The sequence below is a fragment of the Corynebacterium glucuronolyticum DSM 44120 genome (assembly GCF_030440595.1).
Lineage (GTDB): Bacteria > Actinomycetota > Actinomycetes > Mycobacteriales > Mycobacteriaceae > Corynebacterium > Corynebacterium glucuronolyticum.
The window spans coordinates 1,646,209-1,671,448 of record NZ_CP047452.1; the positions used below are offsets into that span (position 1 = coordinate 1,646,209).

Here is a 25,240-nt window from a genome sequence, read left to right on the forward strand (position 1 = left end):
TTTGCGTGTGCACCCGCGGTGGATCCATCTCGGAAGGTGTGCCCAAGTCACGCAGCGCGCTCATATCCGGAACGCTTTTCCCGTCCGAAGAACGGGTGCAGTACGACGACCTTTGCCACACATGCGTGATAGCGACGGTTGGAGCGACCGAGGGGGACAGGACCGTTCCAGCCACTGACTGCTGCGGGATCTGGCATAGCCATCTCTTAAACCACGTCAAGGCACGCCAAGGGCCTGCGCTAGGTAACAGGCGCAGGCCCTTGGTCTTTCCTTTTCTTTTATCCCGCTCGTATTTCTCCTTTCTCTCCCCGATCCCATTCCCCCGAGGTGTGCACTGTTTTCGTGGAACGCCGCCCCCGAAGCGTTCCACGAGAGTATCTACCAATTCCCCCACGGGCTCCTCCCCTACCCGCCGACGTCGGGGTAGGAATGCCCCCGATGAACTCCCCCACGTTCCCCGATTTGCACCATCCCTACCTCACACCTCCGATTACGTTGTCCTCCGAATCCATTCGATGCCTGGGCACCCCCTCCGGCATCTATCCCCCTGCAGAGGTACGCGACTTCTTCATGTTTTGGTAGATACACTATGCATTTTTCTATTTGAGTACACGCACCTGGCTACGTTAGCCGTCACAGATGTGCTCGTGATTCACAATCGTGCTGCCAGAGATGTATTATTGGCATCGAACTTTTTCATCGTGACAACACCGCAACCAACGTGGCAGGCGATCGGATCCGTGTCATGCTTATCGATTCCCCCTTGTCATACTCCCCTTTTTTCCTTTCCTATCCCCAGATATCCCCCGCAGTCCCCGTCCCCGCTTGGTCTTCCCCACGACCTTTCACTTTTGTTGGTTCCCGATGTGCAAGGAGACAGCGTCCGTGCGGAGACTAGCTTGCTTTTCTGACCTTGCCATCCGCACACGTGTCGACGGCAACGTCCGTGTCATTTCCCACGCACTCGGTTGACTCTGTACCCCCGTTTTCAGAGCGGACGCTCTCATCGTCCTTCACGGGAGGGTGTTCACCACCGATGGCGCTCTCTCCATAGAGGGTGTACGGAAATTCCTCAAAGTCATCGTCCTCGTCCTCATCGTCATAGTCGTCATCGTCGTCGATGCCATCGATATCGGACAGCAGTTCGTGGGTTCCTTCGAGGCAGGCTTCCAGGAGCTCACTATGAATCCCATGCATGCACGCTTGGCCGATGCACTGCGCCAGTACATGCTGCGGGTCTTCCTTCAGGATTACCTCGACTGCGGCGAAGTTATGGGTCATTGCATCTGCCGCGATGCTTGCAAGCACGTAAACGCACAGCGCGTTGTGCCTTGCGAATCCTGTCGCGGTTTTTGCCACCGCGAGGCACAACATGCGCGCGTCCTCAGCTCGCTCGATAGCAATGTCCAGGATGAGATCGCGTGTGAGTTTGTCGCTCATCAGCGTAATCATCGAAAGAAGAGCATCCTTCGCTTTCAATAGAGCGGTTTCCGACTCCGCGTCACGTGCAGCATCGAGACAGTCAACAAACAGGTTGCGAACCTCATACGAGCTTCCGCCCAAGCGAATGTCGCCTACAAGCGTACGTGCTTTCTGCGTCAACTTCTTTTGCTTCGACGAGGAAAGCGTCACATACGGGTTCCCATGGGCGAAACGAGCAAGGACATCGGACCGGGTGAGCTCTGGAAGATTCCCCTCGCCCACCATCTGCTTTGTCGAGACTGCAGTCGCCACATCACAGATTGTTCCGTGCTCCCAGACACCGGTATCGGGGATGACACTTGTGCCATCCTCGCCTGTCAGGGTGCCGGCGAGGAAGTACGGAGTTCCTGTCGCGATCTCCTCTGTTACCCAGATTGCAGCCAGAGGGAAGTTTGTTTCACCTGCCTTTTGGACGATCTCATCCAAGGTCTCATCAATGATGAAAGGATCGGTCTTTTTGGCGATAACCAACGCCCAAACGGAATCTGGTTTGTGCTGTGCGATGATGTCACAAGCGTGGTCAATCGAGCGCCAATCTGTGATGTCGGCGCGGGATGCAAAATCGAGGGACAGACGGACTTTCGTGCCTGCTGTCGTTGCTGTGAAGTTGAGAAAAACCACGGACTCCTCAGGAAAGAATCCCAGGAGACCGGGAATATTTGCGAAAATTTGGGCTGGTGTGCCGAGAACATTTTTTGTCATGACTTCACTATCCCTAAACCTCCGCGACTGCACCATGCCACCAGCAGCGCCTTTTCAAACATATCAATAATCCCTTATGCAGGGCCGAGGCCTAGCTTGTGGAAAACTGCGAAACGTACATACACGCCACCAGGAGAGATTGCTCCCCTCCTCGTCTGATAGGTTTATGAAATATTTTTCTATTGTGCCCTTGGTCACACCTTGTACCCGGCGGGCGTCGACTGGTGTGAGGCATCTCCACACCACATTGGCAAACGTGTCTCTGCTTCCACAGGCACACTGGCATGGATTCCCTCGCATAGGGAATAATCTCAGCGAGGTAACCGTTGTTGTAGATACATAGAGTGGCGACTCGCGGTGACTCCAATCAACCTGGTGAGACCGAAACGGGGATCTTCGTTTATGGCAGAGCGAGGGCTGACACACCTCATGGTTTGGCTCCTCACTGTACGGCCCCCCACCGGGCTGTGCGGGGCACTTCGAGACTGATGCCACCGTGGTGTAGCTTATGGCTACACACAAAGAGACGTACACGCATGTGGGCTCGCACGCTACGGGCACATTGTGTTGTGGAGGAGATGGAAAGGAATAGCTCATGGCCGATAAAGAACGCTCCATGTACGAGCTTGAATATCCAGCACCGGAGGTGTCCGGCGCACACGAATCCACTGTCACAATGATTGTCGCTCTTCAAGGCTATGCCGATGCCGGGCATGCTGTGGAAGCCGCTGCAGACCACCTGCTCGCCGCACTCGACAATCGACTCGTCGCATCCTTCAACAACGACGAGCTCATCGATTATCGTTCTCGGCGACCAACTGTCACCTTGCGGGACTCGCACATCGACCGAGTAGACAAGCTTGAATTGGGTCTCCGCGTCCTGCGGGATGTCGAAGGACACCCGTTCCTGCTCCTGTCTGGTCCCGAGCCGGATCTTAGGTGGGACGGCTTCTCCCAGGCCGTCGCAGATCTGGCGGAGAAGTACGGAGTAGACAAAACGATCTGCCTATACTCAGCTCCCATGGCGGTTCCGCACACGCGGCCGATGGTCGTATCCGCACACGGCAATTTCCCAGCGTTGAAGAACAAACACATCTTCTTTGACTCCATCGTCCACCTGCCCGGTTCTGCGCAGTTGACGATCGAATCTGTGCTGCAAAGGCGCGGAAAGAAAACGGGTGGGTACACAGCAATGGTGCCGAACTACGTTTCCGGTTCCTTTTACCCCGAGGCAACCCTCAACCTCCTCCGTGCCGTAGAGGACATCGCGAACGTGAAGCTCCCCCTCCACGTCCTGGAGAGGGACGCAGAAAAGGTGGAAGAACAGCTGTACCAGCAGACCGCCGAGAACGGGGAGATTCAACAAGTAGTTGGACTTCTCGAGCAACAGTACGACGAGCGGTTAGCGGAATTCCAAGAAGCACACCCGGGCATGGCACTGCCGGGCGAAGCCGCAATCCCAACCTCGGAAGAGCTCGGTGAGGAGTTTGAACGATTCCTCGCTTCCGTGTCCGATCGGGAAACTCCGCCACAGCCCGGCGCGCTTCCGCCCCGTGCCTCTGAAAACACGCAGGAGCCGTCAGCACAGAGGACCGATGCCCCGGGCACAACCGACCCACGGGAAGCACTGCGCTCTTTCACCGAGGAAACGGCTGTTTATCCGGAGCACCACGAACGAAAAACGGACGAGGATAGGGAGACCGAGGAGGGCGTCGACAAGCCAGAAGGCTCTCCCTCTGCCGACGACGAGACTGACGACCACCAGTAGCGGAACAACCGCTGGACAGGTGTCACCGTGCGTGGGCCTGCCCAAGTACTCTGGAAACCATCCGGGGTGGCGCACTGTTCGCACGCCCTCGGATGGATAGCCAGTCGACTGCATGATGAGAAAGGACGTCCCCGGTGAATCTCTCCCAGATGCTCCCCGACCTCGAAGAGGTCCCCGAATCGCTTGTCGACGAGGCGACGTTCGACTCGTTCCTCCACTACGTCCGCTCCAAGGGGATCGAGCTGTACCCCGCCCAAGAAGAAGCAGCGCTGGGCATTCTGGCCGGGGACAACGTCATTCTGTCCACCCCCACCGGCTCCGGCAAATCGATGGTGGCAAACGCCGCTCACTTCATCGCTCTGGCGCGCGGTCAACGTTCCTTTTACACGGCCCCGATTAAGGCGCTTGTCAGCGAAAAATTTTTCTCCTTGTGCTCCATGTTCGGTCCAGAAAACGTCGGCATGATGACAGGTGATGCCACTGTTAATGGCAAGGCACCCATCATCTGTGCAACCGCGGAAATTGTCGCCAACATCGCTCTCAGAGATGGTGCTGAAGCCGATATTGACCAGGTCATCATGGACGAGTTCCACTACTACGCCGATTCTCAACGTGGGTGGGCATGGCAAGTACCACTGCTCGAGCTCCCCAAGGCTCAGTTCCTTCTCATGAGCGCCACTCTTGGTGATACCACCGCTTTGCGAGAAGATCTGACTGAGCGCACCGGAAGGGACACCAACGAGGTGACAGGTTCCGAACGGCCTGTTCCGCTTGAATTCCACTATGTGTACACACCCGTCCAGGAAACGGTGGAAAATCTTCTGGAGTCCGGCACCGTGCCGGTGTACATCGTGCACTTCACTCAGAGAGAAGCCCTTGAACAGGCTCAGGCGCTGACGAGCATTAATGTTTGCAACAAAGAGGAGAAGGAACGCATCGCCGCAGAGATCGGCTCGTTCCGTTTCACCACCAAATTTGGCAAAACACTCTCCCGCCTCCTGCGCAAGGGCATCGGTGTCCACCATGCAGGCATGCTACCCAAGTACAGGCGACTGGTGGAACGGCTGTCCCAGTCGGGATTGCTCAAAGTGATCTGCGGGACGGATACGCTGGGCGTAGGCATTAACGTCCCCATTCGAACTGTCTTATTCACAGGTCTCGTTAAATACGACGGTTTCCGCAGTCGAGTGCTCAAATCCCGCGAATTCCATCAGATCGCCGGACGCGCAGGCCGTGCTGGATTTGACACCTTGGGCACCGTCATCGTTGAAGCCCCAGAACACGAAATTGAGAACTACAAACTTCGCAAGCGAGCGGGACAAGACGAAAAGAAACTCAAGAAACTGCGCAAAGCGAAGGTAAAGAAGGGCGAGGTAACGTGGAGCGATGAGACCTTTGACAAGCTCACCACCGCCGCCCCTGAGCAGCTAACAAGCCAGTTCAGAGTCAGTACCTCTATGATCATCAACGTGCTGGCCCGCACGGGAGACACCTTCGAGCACTTTCGCCACCTGTTGCGCACATCGCATAACACGCGTAAGCAGCAGAACCGGGATATTCTCACCGCAATCGAGCTGTACCGCGGGCTTGTCGAGGCGGGAGTCGTGTCCACGGATAACGGCGTGGAGCTGACCGAGGACATGCCCCGCGACTTCGCCCTCAACCAGCCTCTCGGACAGTTCGCCCTCGCTGCGCTAGAGCTATTGGATCCGGAGTCCCCCACCTTCACCCTGGATGTGATCAGCGTATTCGAATCCATTCTGGAAAATCCCCGTAATCTTCTTCGGGCTCAGCAACGCGTAGAGCGCAGTGAGGAGAACGCTGCTCTCAAGGACGAGGGTGTTGATTACAACGAGAGACGCGCCATCCTCGATGAGGTCACCTGGCCGCAACCCCTGGGAGAGCTTCTCACCCAGGCCTATGAAACGTACGCCGCAGGGCACCCGTGGGTTCACGAATACGAGCTCACGCCAAAGACTGTGGTGCGCTACATGATTGAACACGGCCTCACCTTCTCTGATCTCGTAGCCGAGTTCGGGATTTCCCGTTCGGAGGGAGAGGTACTTCGCTACCTCACTGATGCCTGGCGAACACTCAAACAGTCCGTTCCTGAGGCCTATTACACCGACGACCTCGATGACGTTGTCGTATGGCTAGGCGAGATCATCCAGCAGGTAGATTCGTCGCTTATCGACGAATGGGCACAAATGGCAGACCCGGATGCGCCTGTGTCAGAAGATACAGTGGAAAAGCAGCTGGCCTTTGGAGTCACCGATCCCAACGCGCTCACTGCGAACCGACGCGCGTTCACAATTATGGTGCGCAATTACTTCTTCCACGTGGTTGAACTTTTCGCCCTGGAGAAGGAGGAAACACTCGATGAGCTCATTGACTATCTGGATGACAAACCTGACATCTCCCTCGCACTCGACGACTACTTTGATGACTACGACGACGTAGACCTCACCACTGCCGCCCGTGGCAAGGAGTATTTCCGTGTGGAAGAGGACGGCCGTTCGTGGCATGTGCGACAGATAATTAAAGACCCGGAAGACGATCGATCGTTCGCTTTCGTGGGAACCGTCGATCTCGATGCATCCGATGCTGAGGGAGAGGTCCGGCTCAGTTCCCTAGTCATCGAACAGAATTAGGAAGATAGCATATGACCAACAACTCCAGCCCGCAGAATTCTCCCAGCATGGACGAGGAGACCGTAGCCTTTGCCTCCAAAATATTCAACCTTGCCCGTTCCACGACACCAGAGGATGCGGAGCTTCTCCTCGAATATGTGCGCGCGGGTGTACCCGTCGATCTCACCAACGAGGACGGTAATACACTCCTCATGCTGTCCGCGTACAGCGGTAATCGCGCGGCGGTTCGCGGCCTCATTGATCTCGGCGCCGATGTTAACAGGCTCAACAAGCGAAACCAGTCCATTATTGCTGGCGCCCTGTTCAAAGGCGAAGACGCTATCGTCACGGACCTAAAAAAGGCCGGTGCACACCTTGACCTCGGTCACCCGACGGCGAGGGAGACAGCTGCCATGTTTGGGCGCGCTCACCTGCTTGAAGCAGATGATGCCTAGACGCACGTCGGCCAACCACCGTTAGCCGCCGCGTCCGCTCGTGCACCGGCGGATTGACGTACCTGACCTGCCCCCCCCCTTCAGCTACCTGCCATTATGGTATAACCAAACGAGGCTCGTCCACAGAGCAAAACGATGAGCCGATTTTTATATTGGAAGGGATCCGAATCGTGGCAAAGATGCTTGTAACCATGCTTGTACTCAACTGCGTGGGAATGGTGGCACCCGGACCGGATATCTTTCTTGTCCTCCGCTTAGCGGTTCGCTCCCGATCGCGTGCACTGGCTGCAGCCGTTGGCATCACCATCGGAAATATCATCTGGGTGACGATCACCGTCGCGGGCATTGCAGCAATCCTCGTCACGCACCCTTCGTTCATGGTGGTCGTTCAGGGGCTGGGCGGACTTTGGCTCCTTTACCTCGGTTTCAAAACAGCGCACGCCGGGTTGCGCGAGTGGAAAAACAGAAATAACGATCTTCGGCTACTAAACGAGGGCGATGGTGAAGCCAATCGCTCCATCATGCAGGCCGTGCGCGTCGGTCTGTTCACCAACCTTTCCAATCCCAAGTTTCTGCTCATTCTCCTTTCCCTTTTCGCCCCGCTCGTTCCGCCAGATCCTTCTCTCGCCGTATCGCTCTCCATCATTGCTGTAATGTCACTATCCACGCTTGTGTTCTTCTCTCTCCTCGCAGTGGTTGTTTCTACGCAGGCGATTCAGCAACGGCTACTCAAAGCTGGCTCATACATAGACATGGTGTCCGGTACTATCTTCGCTATCGTCGGCGCGACGTTCCTTTACGAGGCGGCGGTTCAGTTGCTTTCCGCGCGCTAGTTCTCTTGCCATCATCGCCTCCCCCTCAAAGTTCCTTCCGCGAATAGCTGTCAAGTAAGGCAATACTAGGTTCCGCCCCCATTACCCAGCGACTAGCAGGACACGTCCCAAAAATTAATTAGCTTATCCGCTTATAGGCACTGTCACACAAATCTTTGACCTGGATTTTTCCAAATTTGCTCGTCGCGGAAACATTGTGCAATACTTTTATCTAGAAAAATTTCCACTTTAGGCCAATTTCTGCCTTATTTATCCAGAAAATTACACACCCACAGTAGATTGCCAGACTCTTTCACGCATCCTCACAACATCGAACTACGTGCAGTTTCTAGCCCTAAGGCCCGGTGCTACCACGCGCGTGCCAAGCACTAACGAGAAATAAATTTTTCACCACTTAAGCAACCTAACGGCAGGATGTGACATAACTCACCTCCAAGTTTTTACCCCCGCTGGCCTGCACTTATATTTTTCAATAAGAATTTTTTTAAGTTTGGTCTGTGATTAGTTTGGTTAGGAAGGCCAGCGATAGGTTATTGTATGGGTATGAGTAACAAAGACTACAAACCTACTCTGGCCCAAATCCGCACTTTCGTTACTATTGCGGAAAACAAGCATTTCGGCGCAGCGGCAAATAAGCTGAATATTTCCCAACCGTCTCTCAGCCAGGCACTCGTTGCACTGGAAAACGGTCTAGGAATCCAGCTCATTGAGCGCTCTACTCGACGCGTGCTTGTCACCCCGGTTGGAGAGGCTCTTCTTCCCTACGCAAAGCAGACGCTTGAAGCTGCCGACGCGTTCTACAATCATGCGCGGGGCGCGGACGGTTCTCTGACCGGCCCGCTAACTATCGGGATTATCCCGACAGTGGCTCCGTACATCCTCCCCAACGCGCTCACCGCGCTCAAAGAAGAGTACCCCGAGCTTAAGCCACGAATCGTCGAGGATCAGACGAACCACCTTATCGACTCCCTGCGCGACGGACACATTGACGTCAACCTTATGGCCCTGCCATCGCATACCTCCGGCCTCATTGACATCCCGCTGTACGAGGAGCCTTTTGTTCTCGTCGTTCCGAAGGACAGCGACCTAGCCGGTGCCAAGAATCTCAAGATCACAGCTCTCAACGATACGGAACTTTTGCTTCTCGACGATGGGCACTGCCTCCGCGACCAGATCATCGATCTCTGCCGAGCTGCCGATGTCAAGCCAGGTGTGTACAGCCGGGTTACCCGCGCTGCCAGCCTCACTACCGTCGTCCAGTGTGTCGCCAATGGCATGGGCTCTACGCTTCTCCCCGTTTCGGCCCTCCACTCGGAGATTCACCGCCCGGGCCTGGCTTTCGCCACCTTCGATCCGGAAGCAGGCGCACGTCGCACTATCGGCCTTGTTCACCGTTCATCTAGCTCGCGCACAGCAGAAATTGAGCAGCTGGGTACTGTGTTCAAGAACGCCTACGACTCGGTCCCGGAAAAGGACCTATAGGAGGGCATTCGGACTGTAGTCTTCAGGCTCAGGCCGGTTCTTCGGCACATTAGCCCCTCGCCCGGTGTGTTACCTTTTAGTAGCACACCGGCTTTATTTTGTCTCGTACTTGGTACGTCCCTGTACCACCACCTAGAATGTTCGGCGACATGACTAACTCATCGACGTCCAAGAAATCTCTGTACGCCCGCCTCGCCAGTGTCCGCATCCAGGATGAAAGGCGCTTTCGCGCACGGCTGAAAAAAGCTCGCACCGACCGTGCGCTCGAGGCTATTAAAAAGGACCTCACTCACGCGGAGAAGAGAATCGCGGGGGTCACCTCACGCATTCCCACGGTAACGTACCCGCCGGAGCTACCGGTGAGTCGACGAGTTGACGATATCGCCGCTGCGATTCGCGATAATCAAGTAGTAATCATTGCCGGCGAAACCGGTTCCGGCAAAACAACCCAAATCCCTAAAATTTGTCTCGAAATCGGGCGCGGTCGCCGCGGAATGATTGGCCATACCCAGCCCCGGAGGCTCGCTGCCCGTACAGTAGCAGAGCGAATTGCAGAGGAGGTTGGACAGAACATCGGGGAGTCTGTCGGCTATGCAATCCGCTTCGATGACAAAGTGGGCCCCCACACCGCCGTAAAAATTATGACCGACGGCATCCTGCTCGCTGAAATGCAGCGTGATCGGTTCCTCAACGCCTACGACACCATCATCATCGACGAGGCACACGAACGGTCGCTCAACATTGACTTCATCCTGGGCTACCTCAAAAGGCTCCTGCCCAAGCGCCCGGACCTCAAGGTGATTATCACATCAGCCACCATCGATCCGGAACGCTTCGCCCGCCACTTCGCGGATCGTAGCGGAAGACCCGCGCCGATCATCGAAGTTTCCGGACGAACCTACCCCGTGGAAATCCGTTACCGTCCGCTCGTAGAGATTCACGGCGATAAGGAGGTAGCCATCGATGAGCTCGATGGGTTACTCGCTGCTCTAGAGGAACTCATGCAGGAGGGGCCAGGAGACATCCTCTGCTTCTTTGCCGGAGAGCGAGACATCCGGGACGCGCTCGATGCTATCTCGGCCAGGAAGTTTAAAAACGTCGAGGTAACTCCCCTATTCGGCAGGCTTTCCAACGCAGAGCAGCACCGCGTCTTCTCCCCTCACCGAGGCCGCCGTATCGTATTAGCTACAAATATCGCCGAGACGTCTCTGACGGTTCCGGGCATCCACTATGTTGTGGATACCGGACTGGCCCGAATTTCTCGCTACTCCAACCGGACCAAGGTGCAACGCTTGCCGATTGAACCAACCAGTCAGGCATCCGCCAACCAGCGCTCTGGTCGATGCGGACGTGTAGCCAACGGCATCGCGATCCGGCTCTATTCGGAGGAAGACTTCGCGTCCCGGCCCGAATTTACGGATCCAGAAATCCACCGAACAAATCTGGCAAGCGTCATTCTCCAGATGGCACTGCTCAGACTCGGCGACATCCGCAACTTCCCGTTTGTTCAAGCCCCAGATGAAAAGTCGATTCGCAACGGTATCCAGCTCCTCCTCGAGCTCGGTGCTATTAATGAGCAAAAGCCGGGGGACGAATCTCCTCGCCTCACCGCCGTTGGCCGACAAATCGCTCGTATCCCCGTGGATCCCCGCCTGGCCCGGATGCTCATTGAAGCTGAAAAAATGCATGTACTCGCCCCTGTTACCATCATTGTCGCAGCACTCACACTGCAGGATGTTCGTGAACGTCCGCTGGACAAGCAACAGCAAGCTGACCAGATGCACTCTCGATTCAAGGACAAGGGATCGGACCTCATGGGATACCTGGCGTTATGGGCCTACCTGTGTTCACTTCGATCCAGGCTCTCCGGTAACCAATTTCGTAAACGCCTGCAACGCGAATACCTGCACTACATGCGCTCTCGCGAGTGGCGAGATCTCATCCGCCAACTTGTCAGCGTGTACGAGGACTTGTACTGGAACGTGGACACAAACGCGCTGTGGTGCGAAGACATCCCAGACCTCACTGCACCTCCGAATCTAGGATGTGGCGAAGGGTCACGGCAGAGTAAAAAGGCCGCAGCTGGTGCTGCTCCCCTGTCGCCTGTGGACGCAGCGCACGCTTACTTCACGGATTCCGATTCCATTCACAAGGCACTGCTCAGTGGTTTGCTTTCACACATCGGTGTGAGGAAAGGCGATTCCAAGGAGTTTTCCGGCGCACGAGGCACATCTTTCCTCATTTTCCCCGGCTCGGGGCTGGCAAAGAAGCCTCCGGAATTCATCATGGCTGCTGAACTCGTTGACACATCCCGCCTGTGGGCACGTGGCGTCGCAGCCATCAATCCGGAGTGGGTGGAGGGTTTGGCTCCACACCTTCTCAAGCGGACGTATTCGGAACCGACCTGGTCTAAGAAGCGTTCAGCGGCGATGGTACACGAGAAGACCCTTGTGTACGGAGTTCCGATTATCGCTGACCGCCTCGTGCAGTACGGTGCCGTCGATGAGGAAGCTGCACGGGACATGTTTATTCGTCATGCACTGGTTCAGGGAGAATGGATCACGCACCACCGCTTCTTCCACGAAAACCAGGATAAGTTGGAACAGGTGCGGGATCTGGAGGAAAAGGCTCGTCGTCGCGATATCACCGTGGACGATGACACCCTATTTGCCTTTTATGATCGGATTCTGCCCAGCCACATCACGTCAGAGATCCGCTTTAACCACTGGTGGAAGAGGCGAAAGCAGAAAAGCCCCCACCTGTTGGATTTCGACATTGACAAGCTCATCAACCCCGAAGCCGATACGGTGGCCGAGGAGAGTTTCCCAGATGCCTGGCGTCAGGGATCGCTCGAGTTTGAGCTGTCCTACCACTTCGAGCCCGGGTCTCCCTTTGACGGTGTGACGGTGCGGATTCCACTTCCTCTTCTTGCTACTGTCGATCCGGAACCATTCACCTGGCAGGTGCACGGCCTGCGCCTGGAACTAGTTACTGAGCTCATCCGGTGCTTGCCCAAGCAGTATCGCAGACTCCTCGTACCGGCCCCTGATTACGCCGCTAAAGTCTTGCCACGGTTGATTCCCTACGAGGGAACACTCGTGGAGCAGCTTACCTCCATTTTCCGCTCCCTCGGACTGCGCAACCTGGAGGAAACTGACTTCAATCTCGGCTCCTTGCCTCCTCATGTGCAAGTAACATTCGCGGCCGTAGACAAGCAAGGCACAATCACAGACTCGGACAAGGACCTCCGGGCCTTGCAGAACCGACGTTCGGGTCAGATTCGATCGTCGATAGGCAAAGCTGCCCGATCATCTTCGTCAAGTCTCGTGCAATCATGGACGAAGGAGAACCTAGGAGATGTGCCGGAAACCGTTGACACAGAAGTCGATGGGCAAACCGTAACTGCATACCCAGCCCTTGTTGCCGATCAAGGTGGCTTCAAGGTGCAGGCAATGCCTACAAAAGCCGCAGCAGAAGCGTCGATGGTACAGGCCACAATGACCATGCTGATCTCCGCAGTGACTATCGGTACCAAGTCCATGCTCAAGGGTCTGCCACTCCAACAAAGGGTAGCCGTTGAAAACTACCCACACGGTGGAGCCGACGGTCTTATCAACGATGCCCGCATCGCGGCGATCCGTGACCTTATGCTCAAACACGGTGGCCCTGTCCGATCACCCGAACAATTCGAAGAGCTTAAGACAAAGGTAAAGGCCGAGGTGCCTTCGTATGTTCGGCAAACGGTGACAGCACTTGCTCCGGCGCTTTACGAATATGAGGCTCTCCGTGAGGAACTTACCCATTGGGACGGACCTGCTATTGATGACATTCGCAAACAACTCGACATCATCGTTCCGAAGAACGCTGTGTCCACCTTCGGGATTCAGAGGCTCACACATCTCCAGCGCTACATTCAAGCTGCACGAATCCGACTCGACGATCTCGAGGCCGACCCCCAAAAAGACGAACAACGGCAGGACATTATTGACCGGCTCGCCGGCCAGCTCTCTTCAAAGCTCAATCGGCTTCCGAAGTCAGCCCGGCACAGCAAAAAGGTGAAGGATATCATCTGGCTCATCCAGGAACTTCGAGTGAGCCTATTCGCGCAACGTCTTGGCACGGCGACGAAAGTATCGGAAAAGAAGATCTCTAAACAAATCACCGCGCTCTAGCTGCACATTAGAGCCGATTTTCCCGTCTTTCGTCGCGCCTCAGCGCCCGGATTTCCTTCTCGAAATCGTCTGCCGAGTCGAATGACTTATAAACAGAAGCGAAGCGAAGATAGGCAACCTCGTCGAGATCCCTCAACGGACGCAGAATAGCCTTGCCGATATCGTTTGCCGGTATCTGCGAGGATCCTTTCTGCCGCACGGTCAGCTCCACTTCTTGAGCGAGCTTCTTCAACGAATCCTCCGACACAGACCTTCCCTGGCAGGCACGACGAACTCCGCGAATGACTTTGTCCCTGCTAAAAGGCTCCGTCAGTCCGTTGCGTTTAAGGACGAGCAGCACTGCCTGCTCCATTGTCGTAAAACGCCCTTTACACTGCGGGCATTCCCTCCGGCGCCTGATGGCACTCCCCTGATCTACCACCCGTGAGTCAATGACTCTGCTGGTGGAGCATTTACAAAACGGACAATGCATAGCTCTCCTCATCGCGTGTACTAAACCACGAGCAGCCACTCCACTGCTGTGCCCCTCAGTTTAGCCAAGCAACGGGGAAGCCCCCATCGATGCGGGCTATTGCGCAACGAGGGCCGTTTCGAGTTGCGCGATGTCATTGTTAGGGGTCTGCTCCCCAGATCCGATGAAAAGCGAGCCTATAAGTACGAGACCGAAAAGAAGCCCAATACCCATATCCCTCATCTTTGCTGTGAGCGACGACACCGAAGACGTATGTGCACCCACCGTATTTTCGTTCGATGATTTGTGCGTGCGTGCCGTTTCTTCATCCGCTCGTGCGAATGTTCGATGTTCGCCATGTAAAGTTCGAACAGTGTGGCCACTGCGACGCACCCCTACTGGCGTACCGCCATTCCACACAGCAACCGGGCACGCCACCTCGCGGCGGTACCCAACCATCCCGTTCGCGCCCTTTAATCCACTGGTAACAATAGCCATAGTAAACCTTCCTTACGCTTTCTTCTCTGTGCGGGCCCTACTTTACATATCGACACACACACGCTTCACTAGTTTTCGAACACATGCCCCATATTAGAACATGTGGTCGTCCTTGTAAAGACTCGTTCGCGCCGTCCGAACTGCCCACCCCCGTTCCCCTCTCGAACACCTGTTGTATCTTTGCTAGACTAAGAACTCGATAATGGACATCACCGAACGCAACGGTCGATCCATAATCACACCGGCAATTGCAAGACGCGGGTAAGGAAGAATATGGCAACGAGGAAGAAGCGCGCAGAGCACGCTAGCGGGAAGAAACATCTTGACCAGCGAGTGCTATCAGACCGCCAAAAGCGCATTATGGAGGTAATTAGGGATTCCGTCGCCCTCCGTGGATATCCGCCGAGTATTCGCGAGATTGGTGATGCCACTGGACTCCAGTCCACGTCATCGGTTGCCTACCAGCTGAAGGAGCTCGAGAAGAAGGGTTTCCTTAAACGCGATCCGAATAAACCCCGTGCCGTAGATGTCCGTCACCTCCGCGAAACCGCACCCGAGAAATCCAAAGTTTCTATCGACGAGGACGGTGTACTCAAGGAAGGCTTCGTTGCACCGGCATACATCCCTGTTGTAGGGACCATTTCCGCCGGTCTCCCCGTTCTCGCCGAGGAGACGATTGAGGAATATATGCCTCTACCATCAGAACTCGTAGGTGATGGCGAACTTTTCATGCTGGAAGTTAACGGGCGCTCGATGAAGGACGCCGGAATCATGGATGGCGATTGGGTCATTTGCAAAAGGCAGTCCATCGCAGAAAAGGGCGACTTTGTAGCCGCGCTCATCGACGGCGAAGCGACGGTGAAGGAATTCCACAAGGACTCGACGGGCGTGTGGCTTCTGCCCTACAACGAAAGCTTTGACCCGATTCCCGGCAATGACGCAGAGATTCTCGGCATTGTAACCGCCGTTTTCCGTAGCTACTAAAATCTTCCGCACCGTCCAGCCGAGTTTTTCATCGACTGGACGGTTTTTCTTTGCCCCATTCCCCTCTCCCCCACATGAGGGTAAGAGGCATGCCCGCATAGACATCTAACCATTTTTGTTTGCCCATTCGAAATCTTCTTACGACGCTTAATTTCGCACTACAGAGGGGTTCCTCAAATTTAGGGCAGGCTTCTGGCACTGCCCATCTTCGCGACGAATTACCAAACACGCATGCCCGAACGTAAGCAATCCCACAAATTTAATGCCACAATAGTGTTGGTTTTGATTAGGAGACACCGTATCAATGCCCGATTGCTGCTGATTTGCGGTGAGTAATCCTCTGTATTTCGCAAAGCGTGGCACAAAACAGACCGGGTACGCCCTTAAGGGGTTTACTGCAGGGCCGAGCTAGGAATGGAGTGACCGACAAGTGTATGCAGAAGAACGTAGGCGACAGATCACCTCGCTGACCGCGGTCGAAGGTCGCGTGAACGTAACCGAGCTTGCAGAAAGGTTTAACGTCACTGCCGAGACAATCCGTAGGGATCTCGCTGTCCTCAATCAGGAGGGTGCCGTTCACCGCGTTCACGGTGGCGCGGTTGCTAGCCAGAATTACCAGACCACGGAACGAAGCGTAGACATCCGCGCACGCAGCGCTTCGGGAGCAAAGCACGATATTGCCAAGGCGGCACTGAAGTTCCTCCCTGAACCACAAGGAGGAATGTTCCTTGATGCGGGAACCACAGTCATGCAACTGGCCCACATGCTCGCAGAGCACCCGGACGCTAAGAAGTGGTCCATCGTTACTAATTGTCTGTCTATTGCACTCGATCTTGCCTCTGCCGGATTGGACGAGGTCCAGCTGCTTGGTGGCAGCGTTCGAGCCATCACCCAGGCTGTAGTCGGCGATACGGCACTGCGCGCTCTGGCGCTCATGCGGGCAGATGTCGCTTTTATCGGCACCAACGCGCTGACCTTGGACCACGGACTGTCCACAGCCGATAGCCAGGAGGCTGCGGTGAAGAGAGCAATGATCACCAACGCCCGCACCGTTGTCGCTCTGTGCGACTCCACCAAGATGGGCTCCGACTACCTTGTCTCTTTTGCCTCCCTTGATGACATCGACGTTGTCATCACCGATACCGGAGCACCTCAGAGTTTCGTAGACGCGATGCGAGAACGCTCCATCAACGTCATTATCGCAGACGCTTAAACATCAACGCACAAGCCGAGGGAAGCCACATTCCCTCGGCTTTTCTTCGCACCCCTCAACCTTTGCCCGTTTTCACACATTTTGCACGTGTCCTAAGTCTCATTATTCATGCACACCTTCTAATCCACACATGTGCGCGTTACAGTGTAAGCACAGGTCGTTAACCACTTTGTAGACTGCCACATTCCGGGTACACCCCAGAGGAATTTCCCACCTCTCACGATGTCCGGTTTCCCTCAGTTTTCAAGTGGGATCGCAAAGATCGCACCAAGTGAAGTCGATAGGACAACACCAGATCAGGCTCTGCTTCACGCTGGGTGGTGTGGCGCATGTTAGGAAGGAGGAGACGCATGAGGTTTTCAGAACGCCAAGAGCTCATTGAAACTTCGCTCGCTCGAGACGGCCATGTCAGCGTTCCATCGCTTGCAAAGGCGTGTGGCGTTGCCCCCGAGACGGCGAGACGAGATTTAGCCAAGTTGGAAAAAATGGGTCTCGTACGCCGAGTGCACGGCGGAGCAATACCGCCGACACATGAGGGAAGTGAGCCCGATAGTTACACAGCAAACCTTGTTCAGGTCGCTGCGCCAAGCTACCGCGAAGAAACCGCGTACTCCGATAAGACACAGCAGCACGTGCCGGAAAAATCGGCTATCGCTCGTGCAGCACTGGAGCTGATCCCCTCGGGGCCGTGTTCCATCACAATTGACGCCGGGACTACTACCGCTGCCCTCGCAGCAGCTCTACGCCATTCGTCACCGGACAAAGGGTCCACGTTTGTGACTAATTCTATGCCGGTCGCTGAGATTCTTTCTGGTGGCGGGCTTACCGGTGTCAACGTCGTCGGTGGCAACGTTCGGCCGTATACACGGGCAATCGTTGGCGAGGCGGCCGCGCGCCACTTTTACTCACTACGAGCAGATATCGCCTTCATCGCTGCAAATGGCGTGACTCCCTCCCACGGCTTTTCTACACCGGATCCAACGGAGGCTGCCGTTAAGAGCGCCATCGCTCGCTCGGCAAAGAAGACGGTTGCCCTTGTTGATTCTTCCAAGATCGGACGCGACTTTCTTGTCACCTTCGCCCAGTTGACCACGGTTGACGCGATCGTGACGGATATTCACGCGCCACGGGAATTTCTAGAAACCTGTTTCCAATACAACATAAAGGTTGTTACTGCATGATTGTTACTGTGACGGCTAACCCGTCAATTGACCAAACGCTGTATCTTCCAGGTTTCCTGGAAAGAGACTCTGTCCACCGCCTCACGGGCCACGAGTCCGTTGCCGGTGGCAAGGGCATCAACGTATCGGTCGCGCTGCACAAGGCGGATGTGCCAACCAAGGCCATTTTCCCAGCGCACGCCGACGATTATTTCATCGGTTTGTTAAATCGTACCGGTGTTCCCCAGCGTCGCGTAGACATCGCTGGCCAGGTACGCACAAACGTGACGTTGTGTGAACCCGATGGAACGACGACGAAGCTGAATGAGGGTGGCGCGGAGCTGTCTGCAGACGAGCGCGCTGCTTTCGAACACGCCATTCTGGAGGAGGCCCGCGAAGCAGACATCGTCGTCTTCGCAGGATCGCTGCCACCTGGTCTGCCGACCGATTGGTACGCGCACATGGTGCGTGTTCTCCGCCGGGAGACTCCCAAGGTGCTCATCTGCGTCGATACCTCAGATCGGCCACTGCAGGAACTGGCAGCCTCGTTCCCGGAGACATCCCCGGATCTTATTAAGCCGAATGCTTTCGAGCTTGGGCAGATCCTCGGCATCGACGGCAACGCACTGGAGACTGCTGGTAAGAACGGTTCCTACGGCCCCGTTATCGAGGCAGCGAACACGCTTCAGGCCAAGGGCGTTCAGCTAGCCCTGATCACTCTCGGGGCCGCCGGCGCTCTGCTTGTGTCGCCCGAGGGCTCGTTCCTCGCCACTCCCCCTCCGACCGATCCAGTTTCCACAGTGGGCGCTGGCGATAGCTCCCTTGCTGGATTCCTGCGTGCCCGCCACTTGGGAAAGCCGATGGTGGAGAGTGCGGCGATGGCTGTCGCCTACGGTTCCGCAGCGACAGCACTGCCGGGAACAACGATTCCCGCTCCCGACCAGATCAATCTGGAGCAGACCGCAGCCCGCGCGCTGTAATCGTAAAACGTATAGACATCATTTCATCGTGCACCCTCTGGATGCACGGTCACTGAATCGAAGGAATCGACTGACTAATGGAGACAAAGATTATTAACCCCTCCTTGGTGAGGTTGGACGCCGATCTCGGCTCCACGCCTGACGAGGTTATTTCGGGGCTCGCTGCCGTCGTCACGGATGCCGGCCGCTCAACCAGCGTCGACGAGCTTGCTGCGGCTGCACATGCCCGCGAGGCCAAGTCCCACACCGGCGTGCCCGGCGGTGTGGCAATCCCCCACTGCCGCTGTGCGGCGGTTACCGAGCCAACCCTCGGCTTTGCTCGCCTCAAGGACCCGGTGGACTTCGGTGCACCGGATGGCCCCGCAGATCTTACGTTCCTTATCGCTGCCCCAGAGGGCGGCGGACGCGAACACCTGAAGATTCTGTCCACGCTCGCCCGTGCGCTGGTGAACAAGGAGTTCGTGGCCAGCCTCCGCGCCGCTGGCTCTGACGAGGAAGTCGTTGCCCTCATCACAGAGGTGCTGAACAACCCGCCGAAAAAGAAAAAGAAGAAGCCGGCTTCCACGGAGGCCACAGCGGCTGGTGCTGGTGCTGCAGCGGCAGCCGCCGCCCCCGCTGAGAAGCAGGAGGACGCAGCCGCACCCGTGACCCGTATCGTGGCTATTACCGCGTGCCCCACGGGTATCGCCCACACGTACATGGCTGCCGACTCGCTGACCAACACCGCCGACGAGATGGACGGCGTGGAGCTCACCGTCGAGACGCAGGGTTCGTCCGCTGTGACGCCGATGGATCCCGAGGTTATTGCCGCTGCTGACGCCGTGATCTTCGCTACCGACGTGGGAGTGAAGGATCGCGAGCGCTTTGCGGGGAAGCCCGTTATTGAGTCCGGCGTGAAGCGCGCCATCAATGAGCCCCGCATCATGATTGAAGAGGCCATTGCGGCCAGCAAGGATCCGAACGCACACCGCGTTTCCGGAAATGCCGGTGCAGCCAAGGCGGAGGCGGCCGATTCCGGTTCGTCGCTGAGCTGGCCGAAGCGCATCCAGCAGGCCATCATGACCGGTGTGAGCTACATGGTTCCGTTCGTCGCGGCGGGCGGTTTGCTCCTGGCCCTTGGCTTCCTGTTCGGTGGTTACGATATGGCCAATGCGTGGGAGACTATCGTGAAGGACTACTCCATCACGAACCTCCCGGGTCACGACATCACTGTCGATGGTGAGGTGATAAACCTGACCAAGGCCGGGTTTAGCCTGTACCTCGGTGCCGTCCTCTTCGCTACGGGACAAATGGCCATGGGCTTCATCGTGGCGGCGCTGTCTGGTTACACCGCGTTTGCTATCGCTGGCCGCCCAGGCATCGCGCCTGGCTTTGTCGGTGGTGCGATTTCTGTACTCCTCGGCGCCGGCTTCATCGGTGGCCTGGTTACCGGTGTTCTCGCCGGTTTTGTGGCGTGGTGGATCGGTTCGTGGAAGGTTCACCGCGTCATCGCGTCGCTCATGCCTGTGGTGATCATTCCGCTTCTCACATCCCTCATCGTCGGCCTTGCAATGTTCTTCCTCCTCGGCGCTCCGCTCGCCGGGATCATGAACGGCCTGACCAACTGGCTGAACTCCATGACGGGTACGTCGGCTGTCCTGCTCGGCATTATTCTCGGCCTCATGATGTGTTTCGACCTCGGTGGCCCGGTGAATAAGGCTGCGTACCTGTTCGGTACTGCGGGGCTGTCCGCTGGTGACGAGGCTTCGCTAAAGATCATGGCTGCAGTCATGGCTGCCGGCATGGTTCCGCCCATCGCACTGTCCATCGCCACGTTCGTCCGCCCGCGCGTGTTCACTCCGGCGGAGCAGGAGAACGGCAAGTCTTCTTGGCTGCTGGGTCTGTCCTTCGTTTCCGAGGGCGCGATCCCGTTCGCCGCGGCTGATCCGCTGCGCGTCATCCCGTCCATGATGGTAGGTGGCGCAGTGACCGGTGCGCTGTCGATGCTCTTTGGAGCGGGCTCCCGCGCCCCACACGGTGGTGTGTTCGTCCTCTTCGCCATCGAACCGAAGATCGGCTGGTTGATTTCCATTATCGCTGGTGTCATCGTCTCCGCTGCAGCCGTTGTACTGCTGAAGATGGTCTGGCCGCAGAAGATCGTGGAGAAGCAGGCCGAGGCAGCAAAGGCTGAGGCTCACGCCTAGCTTCCGCCCTCTTTCCCACCCCGCAGTTCATCCGAGCTGCGGGGTTTCTTTTGTGGGATTTACGTCACAGCGGTGCCCGGTTTCGCACAAAGCGGTCACGGTTGGGCCATTCTCGGGTACGATGTAGCGTAATAAAAGAACACGTGGCTTTTGCCGGGTTTTCGTTTGCTCACGTACCAGCCACGCTGCACTATTACCCAACTTGAAAGGATCTCTAGCATGGCTTCTAAGACTGTTAAGGTCGGTTCCTCCGTCGGACTTCACGCTCGCCCGGCTACCATCATCGCCGAGGCTGCCAGCAACTACGACGAGGACATCGAGCTCCTCATTGTCGGCGCTGACGAGGACGACGAGGCCGACGCTGCCTCCAGTCTCTCCATCATGGCTATGGGCGCTGAGCACGGCGACGAGGTTACTGTGACCTCCGACAACGCCGAGGCTGTTGAGGCCATCGCCGCTCTCATCGAGAAGGATCTCGATGCCGAGTAATCTTTCCTAGATAAAAAGCACCAGCTTTTCGCTGGTGCTTTTTGCTTGTCGACGCTTCCTACCGGGCGTAGATGTTCGTCCCCTCGCCGACGTGCTCGTAGAGCCATTTCATGATCGGGAACAGGATAATGATTCCTGCCGAGCCCCACGCGATTCCCTGCAGCTCAATGCCGAAGATCGTGAGTGTCAGGTTGCCGATTCCGGCGACGAGCGCGACGGCAGCTGCTGTGAGGTTGACGGGGTTGTTGAAGTTCACGTTGTTGTCCTGCCAGATGCGGATGCCCAGCATGCCGATGAGCCCGTACAGGACAAGCGTCGCGCCACCGAGCACACCGGTGGGAATGGTGAATATGAGCGCCCCGAACTTGGGGATGAAGGCCAGCGCGATCGCCGTCAGCGCTGCCACCCAGTATGCGGCTGTGGAGTAGACCTTCGTCGCAGCCATGACACCGACATTTTCGGCGTAGGTCGTCGTACCGGAGCCGCCGAAGCAGCCAGCGAAGGTCGTTGCCACACCGTCGGCAAGCAGTGCGTCGCCCGCCAGATCATCCATGTCCTGGCCTGTCATGGCGGAGACGGCTTTCACGTGACCGACATTTTCGGCAATGAGCACGATGATGACGGGCAGGGTTACGAAGATAACTGCGGGGTGAAACTCCGGCGTGTGGAACGTCGGCAGGCCAATCCACGGAGCTGCGGCGATTGCTTCCTCTGCGCCTTCCGAGAGGTTTCCTGTCAGCGCCGCGAAAACCCACCCGATGACCACGCCGATGAGAATACCGAGGCGGGAGACCATTCCACGGCCAGCCACGGTGCAGATCAGAATGGAAAACAGGGTTACCGAGGCAACCAGCGGTGAGCTAGCAAAGTTCGTTGCCGCTGTCGGTGCCAGGTTGAGCCCGATCAGCGCCACGATAGCGCCAGTAACGGTCGGCGGCATGACGGCATCGAGGACCTTCTTGCCTGCGGCCTTGACGATGAGCCCCACAACGATGAGCAAGACACCGGTAACCACCACGCCACCCAGCCGGGCGGACATGGACTCCCCCGCCGTCGCCGTCAGTGGCGCGATAAAGGCGAAGGAGCTTCCAAGGTAGGAAGGAAGACGGTTGCGGGTAATGAGCAGGAAGATAATCGTGCCCAGCCCGGAGAACAAGAGCGTCGTGTTGACGGGGAATCCGGTCAGCGTGGGCACGAGCAGCGTCGCCCCGAACATGGCGATGACATGCTGCATCCCGATACCAATGGTCCGTGGCCATGACAGCCTTTCTTCCGGCGCGACCACGCCGCCTGGTTCGATATGCCTGCCGTCTCCGTGGACGGTCCAGCCCCAATTCCAATTCACGAACTCCCATTATCCCAAGTCGCAAGCGGGAAAGGAAACTGAGGGGCCTATTGCGCCACAAATTCGCCGAGCTGGGCGGCCAGCTGCTGGGGGATGCGGGCATCAATCACGGTGCCCTGTTCCGTGTAGCTCTCGCTCAACACGGTTCCTTCCTCGTGCACGCGGGCGACCACATCACCGCGGGAGAAGGGAATGTGGAGCGTCACGTGACTGTCCAACGTGTTGAGGAAGAGCTCGATGCGACTTTCCAGCTCAGCGATGCCTTCCCCGGTGCGCGCGGAAACGAAAGCAACATCATCGAGCGCGTGGCGGAGCTCCGCCAACACGAGCGGATCCGCCTGGTCGATCTTGTTCACGACGATGATCTCCGGAGGCGCCTCCACCCCCTCTTCCCGCACGATATCCAGGATGACTCCACGCACGGCTTCGATCTGCTTGAGCGGGAACGGATCCGACCCGTCAACGACATGCAGGATGAGGTCGGCTCCGAGAACTTCCTCAAGGGTTGAACGAAACGCCTCCACGAGCTGCGTGGGCAGGTGGCGGACGAAACCGACGGTGTCGGAGAAGATGATCGACCGGCCGTCGACAAGCTGTGCTCGGCGCGTCGTGGGGTCGAGGGTGGCGAATAGCGCATCCTCGACCAGCACTCCGGCCCCTGTCAGCGCATTGATGAGCGAGGATTTACCGGAGTTGGTGTAACCGGCGATAGCAATCTTCGGGATCGTTGAGCCGCGGCGCCGCATTGCTTTCACGTCACGGGCTTTCTTCATCGACGCGAGTTCCTTGCGCAGCTTGGCCATCTCACTGCGCAGGCGCCGTCGGTCGGCCTCAATCTTCGTCTCGCCCGGACCACGCAGCCCCACACCGCCATTGGACCCGGCACGGCCACCGGCCTGGCGGGACAGCGCACCGCCCCAACCGCGAACGCGCGTGATAAGGTATTCCATCTGCGCCAGAGCCACCTGGGTTTTACCTTCGCGGGACTTGGCGTGCTGGGCGAAAATATCCAGGATGAGCATGGTGCGGTCGATGACCTTGACATCCAGGGCCTTCTCCAGAGCGATCATCTGCCCCGGGGACAGCTCACCATCGCAGACGACGGTATCAGCCTCGTGGGCGTTGATCGCCACTTTTAGCTCGCTGACCTTGCCCTGCCCGATGTAGGTGCCTGGATCGGGCTTGTCGCGCTTTTGGTATAGCGTATCCACGACCTCTGAGCCTGCGGTCTCCGCCAGCGCTTTGAGCTCCTCCATCGCCGCGTCGATTTCCGCAGCTGTGCCCTCGGTCCACACCCCGACGAGGACGACGCGTTCGAGGCGGAGCTTTCGGTACTCCACGTCGTAGCCGTCCTCCCGCTCGGTGCGGGTCATATCGGTATGGCTCATCACGCCACGCAGGCGGGAGCGATCCTCCAGGTCAAGCTCGCCGACGGACGGCGTATGGGGGCGTGTCAGTGGCTCGGCGCTGTAGCGATCCACGGTCGTGTCCTCGTGGTCGCGGAACACGGCGCGCAGCACGGCATCGTGATCTGGGTTTTTCGTTCCAAAAGTAGAGTCAGTCATTGCGCCCCATTGTTGCACATGACCTTGCAATTCAGTAATTTCGCGTACCGGCTATCGGCAGCGCTGCTCACGTTTGTAAGATGGTGCCCATGACCTCTGACACGACCACAGATCTCTCTTGCATCGGCCTCGACCTGGGTGATTGGCCCAAGACGGTAGAAGCCGCGATCAACAGCGGCACGCTTGCCGTTGTCGGCGAGACCAATGGGGGCCAGTTGGTGCAGTTCAACGACCCGTCTGGTGCACGCATCTCGATCCTCACGTCAGAGCCGTACGCCGTGTTCAGTGGATTTACGGGATCGACCGTGGTCACCGCGCACGTCACGATGGTGAATGACGTGCTTGCTCTCCTCGACGTTGTCAACGATGCGGGCTTCCACATCACCTCTTTGACGGTCAATCTTGCGCAAGGCCCGATCCTCGTCGATTCCGAACCTTTGCAGTTCGAGGGTGTCGAGCTCACCGCGATGGCCATCGATGCGACAGTTTCTCCTGCCACGGACGTCCAGCCACGCCTCCACTCTGCCGGAGCTGAGCTTATCGACGCTGGATCCGGCGCTGCCGTCCCCGACGCCTCCGCCAGTCTTACGACTCCCGTCGTTCGCGCGGATTACCGCACGACGGAGCTCACCGGTCAGAGGTTCATCCACGCCGTCGTCCACGAACCCCTCCCCATGGACATTTGCCTCCCCGACGGCCCCACGCTGCCGGAAAAAGGCGATGTCATTAGTGGCACTGTCATGCTGACCGGATCTGTAGCCCTGCCTGCCTCTGGTGGCTGCGGTGGAGGCTGCGGGGGCGGCGGTTGCGGTTGCGGTGGCGGCAGCTGCGGCGGACACGCGTAGAAT

19 protein-coding genes are annotated in these 25,240 nt (G+C 57.2%); 13 read left to right on the top strand and 6 right to left on the bottom strand.

Annotated features, from left to right (window positions below):
- Window positions 1-47: 47 nt before the first annotated feature.
- Together CGLUCO_RS07305 and CGLUCO_RS07310 are read right to left on the bottom strand one after the other, a co-directional pair.
- A complete protein-coding gene (locus CGLUCO_RS07305) occupies window positions 48-203 on the bottom strand; it encodes a hypothetical protein (protein WP_159447581.1) in 156 nt (51 codons plus the stop codon).
- Window positions 204-894: 691 nt separating this feature from the next.
- Window positions 895-2,184: a DUF4192 domain-containing protein gene (locus CGLUCO_RS07310; protein ID WP_232621836.1), complete on the bottom strand. Its 1,290-nt coding sequence runs from the start codon at window positions 2,182-2,184 to the stop codon at window positions 895-897.
- 595 nt (window positions 2,185-2,779) lie between these two features.
- Between CGLUCO_RS07310 and CGLUCO_RS07315 the strand changes: the two genes are divergently transcribed.
- The 6 genes from CGLUCO_RS07315 to hrpA all read left to right on the top strand — a co-directional run bounded on the left by CGLUCO_RS07315 (window position 2,780) and on the right by hrpA (window position 13,524).
- Window positions 2,780-3,952 carry a PAC2 family protein gene (locus tag CGLUCO_RS07315; RefSeq protein ID WP_005389792.1) on the top strand — a complete coding sequence of 391 codons (1,173 nt, stop codon included), beginning with the start codon at window positions 2,780-2,782 and terminating at the stop codon, window positions 3,950-3,952.
- A gap of 149 nt (window positions 3,953-4,101) precedes the next feature.
- Window positions 4,102-6,603, top strand: coding sequence for a DEAD/DEAH box helicase (locus tag CGLUCO_RS07320; RefSeq protein WP_084036348.1), 2,502 nt, complete (start codon window positions 4,102-4,104; stop codon window positions 6,601-6,603).
- Between the two features lie 11 nt (window positions 6,604-6,614).
- Window positions 6,615-7,037, top strand: a complete 423-nt coding sequence (locus CGLUCO_RS07325) for an ankyrin repeat domain-containing protein (RefSeq protein ID WP_005389788.1) — start codon at window positions 6,615-6,617, stop codon at window positions 7,035-7,037.
- A 179-nt stretch (window positions 7,038-7,216) separates the two neighbouring features.
- Window positions 7,217-7,870, top strand: coding sequence for a LysE family translocator (locus CGLUCO_RS07330; RefSeq protein ID WP_034989066.1), 654 nt, complete (start codon window positions 7,217-7,219; stop codon window positions 7,868-7,870).
- Between the two features lie 543 nt (window positions 7,871-8,413).
- Window positions 8,414-9,352 carry a hydrogen peroxide-inducible genes activator gene (locus CGLUCO_RS07335; protein WP_231286044.1) on the top strand — a complete coding sequence of 313 codons (939 nt, stop codon included), beginning with the start codon at window positions 8,414-8,416 and terminating at the stop codon, window positions 9,350-9,352.
- A gap of 149 nt (window positions 9,353-9,501) precedes the next feature.
- Window positions 9,502-13,524, top strand: coding sequence for an ATP-dependent RNA helicase HrpA (gene hrpA / locus CGLUCO_RS07340; protein ID WP_198481408.1), 4,023 nt, complete (start codon window positions 9,502-9,504; stop codon window positions 13,522-13,524).
- Window positions 13,525-13,531: 7 nt separating this feature from the next.
- Here hrpA and nrdR read toward each other — a convergent pair whose 3' ends face one another.
- Both nrdR and CGLUCO_RS07350 read right to left on the bottom strand, forming a co-directional pair.
- Window positions 13,532-13,996, bottom strand: a complete 465-nt coding sequence (gene nrdR, locus CGLUCO_RS07345; protein ID WP_034989021.1) for a transcriptional regulator NrdR — start codon at window positions 13,994-13,996, stop codon at window positions 13,532-13,534.
- A gap of 96 nt (window positions 13,997-14,092) precedes the next feature.
- On the bottom strand, window positions 14,093-14,473 hold the full coding sequence (locus CGLUCO_RS07350; protein WP_143336867.1) for a hypothetical protein: 381 nt from the start codon (window positions 14,471-14,473) through the stop codon (window positions 14,093-14,095).
- A gap of 273 nt (window positions 14,474-14,746) precedes the next feature.
- Between CGLUCO_RS07350 and lexA the strand changes: the two genes are divergently transcribed.
- From lexA to CGLUCO_RS07380, 6 genes are all read left to right on the top strand, one after another.
- Window positions 14,747-15,457: a transcriptional repressor LexA gene (lexA, locus tag CGLUCO_RS07355; RefSeq protein WP_005389778.1), complete on the top strand. Its 711-nt coding sequence runs from the start codon at window positions 14,747-14,749 to the stop codon at window positions 15,455-15,457.
- Window positions 15,458-15,887: 430 nt separating this feature from the next.
- On the top strand, window positions 15,888-16,670 hold the full coding sequence (sugR, locus tag CGLUCO_RS07360; RefSeq protein ID WP_198481406.1) for a transcriptional regulator SugR: 783 nt from the start codon (window positions 15,888-15,890) through the stop codon (window positions 16,668-16,670).
- Window positions 16,671-17,020: 350 nt separating this feature from the next.
- On the top strand, window positions 17,021-17,851 hold the full coding sequence (locus CGLUCO_RS07365; RefSeq protein WP_005394169.1) for a DeoR/GlpR family DNA-binding transcription regulator: 831 nt from the start codon (window positions 17,021-17,023) through the stop codon (window positions 17,849-17,851).
- Window positions 17,848-18,810, top strand: coding sequence for a 1-phosphofructokinase family hexose kinase (locus CGLUCO_RS07370; protein ID WP_005389773.1), 963 nt, complete (start codon window positions 17,848-17,850; stop codon window positions 18,808-18,810). Before CGLUCO_RS07365 ends, CGLUCO_RS07370 begins: the two co-directional genes overlap by 4 nt.
- Before the next feature lie 77 nt (window positions 18,811-18,887).
- Window positions 18,888-20,993, top strand: a complete 2,106-nt coding sequence (locus tag CGLUCO_RS07375; RefSeq protein ID WP_084036293.1) for a PTS fructose transporter subunit IIABC — start codon at window positions 18,888-18,890, stop codon at window positions 20,991-20,993.
- A 219-nt stretch (window positions 20,994-21,212) separates the two neighbouring features.
- Window positions 21,213-21,482 carry an HPr family phosphocarrier protein gene (locus tag CGLUCO_RS07380; protein WP_005389770.1) on the top strand — a complete coding sequence of 90 codons (270 nt, stop codon included), beginning with the start codon at window positions 21,213-21,215 and terminating at the stop codon, window positions 21,480-21,482.
- A gap of 58 nt (window positions 21,483-21,540) precedes the next feature.
- On the opposite strand, the gene CGLUCO_RS07385 is transcribed toward CGLUCO_RS07380, so the two are convergent.
- Together CGLUCO_RS07385 and hflX are read right to left on the bottom strand one after the other, a co-directional pair.
- On the bottom strand, window positions 21,541-22,827 hold the full coding sequence (locus CGLUCO_RS07385; RefSeq protein ID WP_005394171.1) for a uracil-xanthine permease family protein: 1,287 nt from the start codon (window positions 22,825-22,827) through the stop codon (window positions 21,541-21,543).
- 47 nt (window positions 22,828-22,874) lie between these two features.
- Complete coding sequence (gene hflX, locus CGLUCO_RS07390; protein WP_084036292.1) at window positions 22,875-24,392, bottom strand: GTPase HflX; 1,518 nt, start codon at window positions 24,390-24,392, stop codon at window positions 22,875-22,877.
- Window positions 24,393-24,472: 80 nt separating this feature from the next.
- On the opposite strand from hflX, the gene CGLUCO_RS07395 reads away from it, so the two are divergent.
- Window positions 24,473-25,237, top strand: coding sequence for a hypothetical protein (locus CGLUCO_RS07395; RefSeq protein ID WP_005389765.1), 765 nt, complete (start codon window positions 24,473-24,475; stop codon window positions 25,235-25,237).
- Window positions 25,238-25,240: the final 3 nt, after the last annotated feature.

Coding starts and splice junctions, on each gene's coding strand:
- CGLUCO_RS07305 (WP_159447581.1), bottom strand. CDS start 203: ATGGCTATGCCAGATCCCGCAGCAGTCAGTGGCTGGAACGGTCCTGTC.
- CGLUCO_RS07310 (WP_232621836.1), bottom strand. CDS start 2,184: ATGACAAAAAATGTTCTCGGCACACCAGCCCAAATTTTCGCAAATATT.
- CGLUCO_RS07315 (WP_005389792.1), top strand. CDS start 2,780: ATGGCCGATAAAGAACGCTCCATGTACGAGCTTGAATATCCAGCACCG.
- CGLUCO_RS07320 (WP_084036348.1), top strand. CDS start 4,102: ATGCTCCCCGACCTCGAAGAGGTCCCCGAATCGCTTGTCGACGAGGCG.
- CGLUCO_RS07325 (WP_005389788.1), top strand. CDS start 6,615: ATGACCAACAACTCCAGCCCGCAGAATTCTCCCAGCATGGACGAGGAG.
- CGLUCO_RS07330 (WP_034989066.1), top strand. CDS start 7,217: ATGCTTGTAACCATGCTTGTACTCAACTGCGTGGGAATGGTGGCACCC.
- CGLUCO_RS07335 (WP_231286044.1), top strand. CDS start 8,414: ATGAGTAACAAAGACTACAAACCTACTCTGGCCCAAATCCGCACTTTC.
- hrpA (WP_198481408.1), top strand. CDS start 9,502: ATGACTAACTCATCGACGTCCAAGAAATCTCTGTACGCCCGCCTCGCC.
- nrdR (WP_034989021.1), bottom strand. CDS start 13,996: ATGCATTGTCCGTTTTGTAAATGCTCCACCAGCAGAGTCATTGACTCA.
- CGLUCO_RS07350 (WP_143336867.1), bottom strand. CDS start 14,473: ATGGCTATTGTTACCAGTGGATTAAAGGGCGCGAACGGGATGGTTGGG.
- lexA (WP_005389778.1), top strand. CDS start 14,747: ATGGCAACGAGGAAGAAGCGCGCAGAGCACGCTAGCGGGAAGAAACAT.
- CGLUCO_RS07365 (WP_005394169.1), top strand. CDS start 17,021: ATGAGGTTTTCAGAACGCCAAGAGCTCATTGAAACTTCGCTCGCTCGA.
- CGLUCO_RS07370 (WP_005389773.1), top strand. CDS start 17,848: ATGATTGTTACTGTGACGGCTAACCCGTCAATTGACCAAACGCTGTAT.
- CGLUCO_RS07375 (WP_084036293.1), top strand. CDS start 18,888: ATGGAGACAAAGATTATTAACCCCTCCTTGGTGAGGTTGGACGCCGAT.
- CGLUCO_RS07380 (WP_005389770.1), top strand. CDS start 21,213: ATGGCTTCTAAGACTGTTAAGGTCGGTTCCTCCGTCGGACTTCACGCT.
- hflX (WP_084036292.1), bottom strand. CDS start 24,392: ATGACTGACTCTACTTTTGGAACGAAAAACCCAGATCACGATGCCGTG.
- CGLUCO_RS07395 (WP_005389765.1), top strand. CDS start 24,473: ATGGTGCCCATGACCTCTGACACGACCACAGATCTCTCTTGCATCGGC.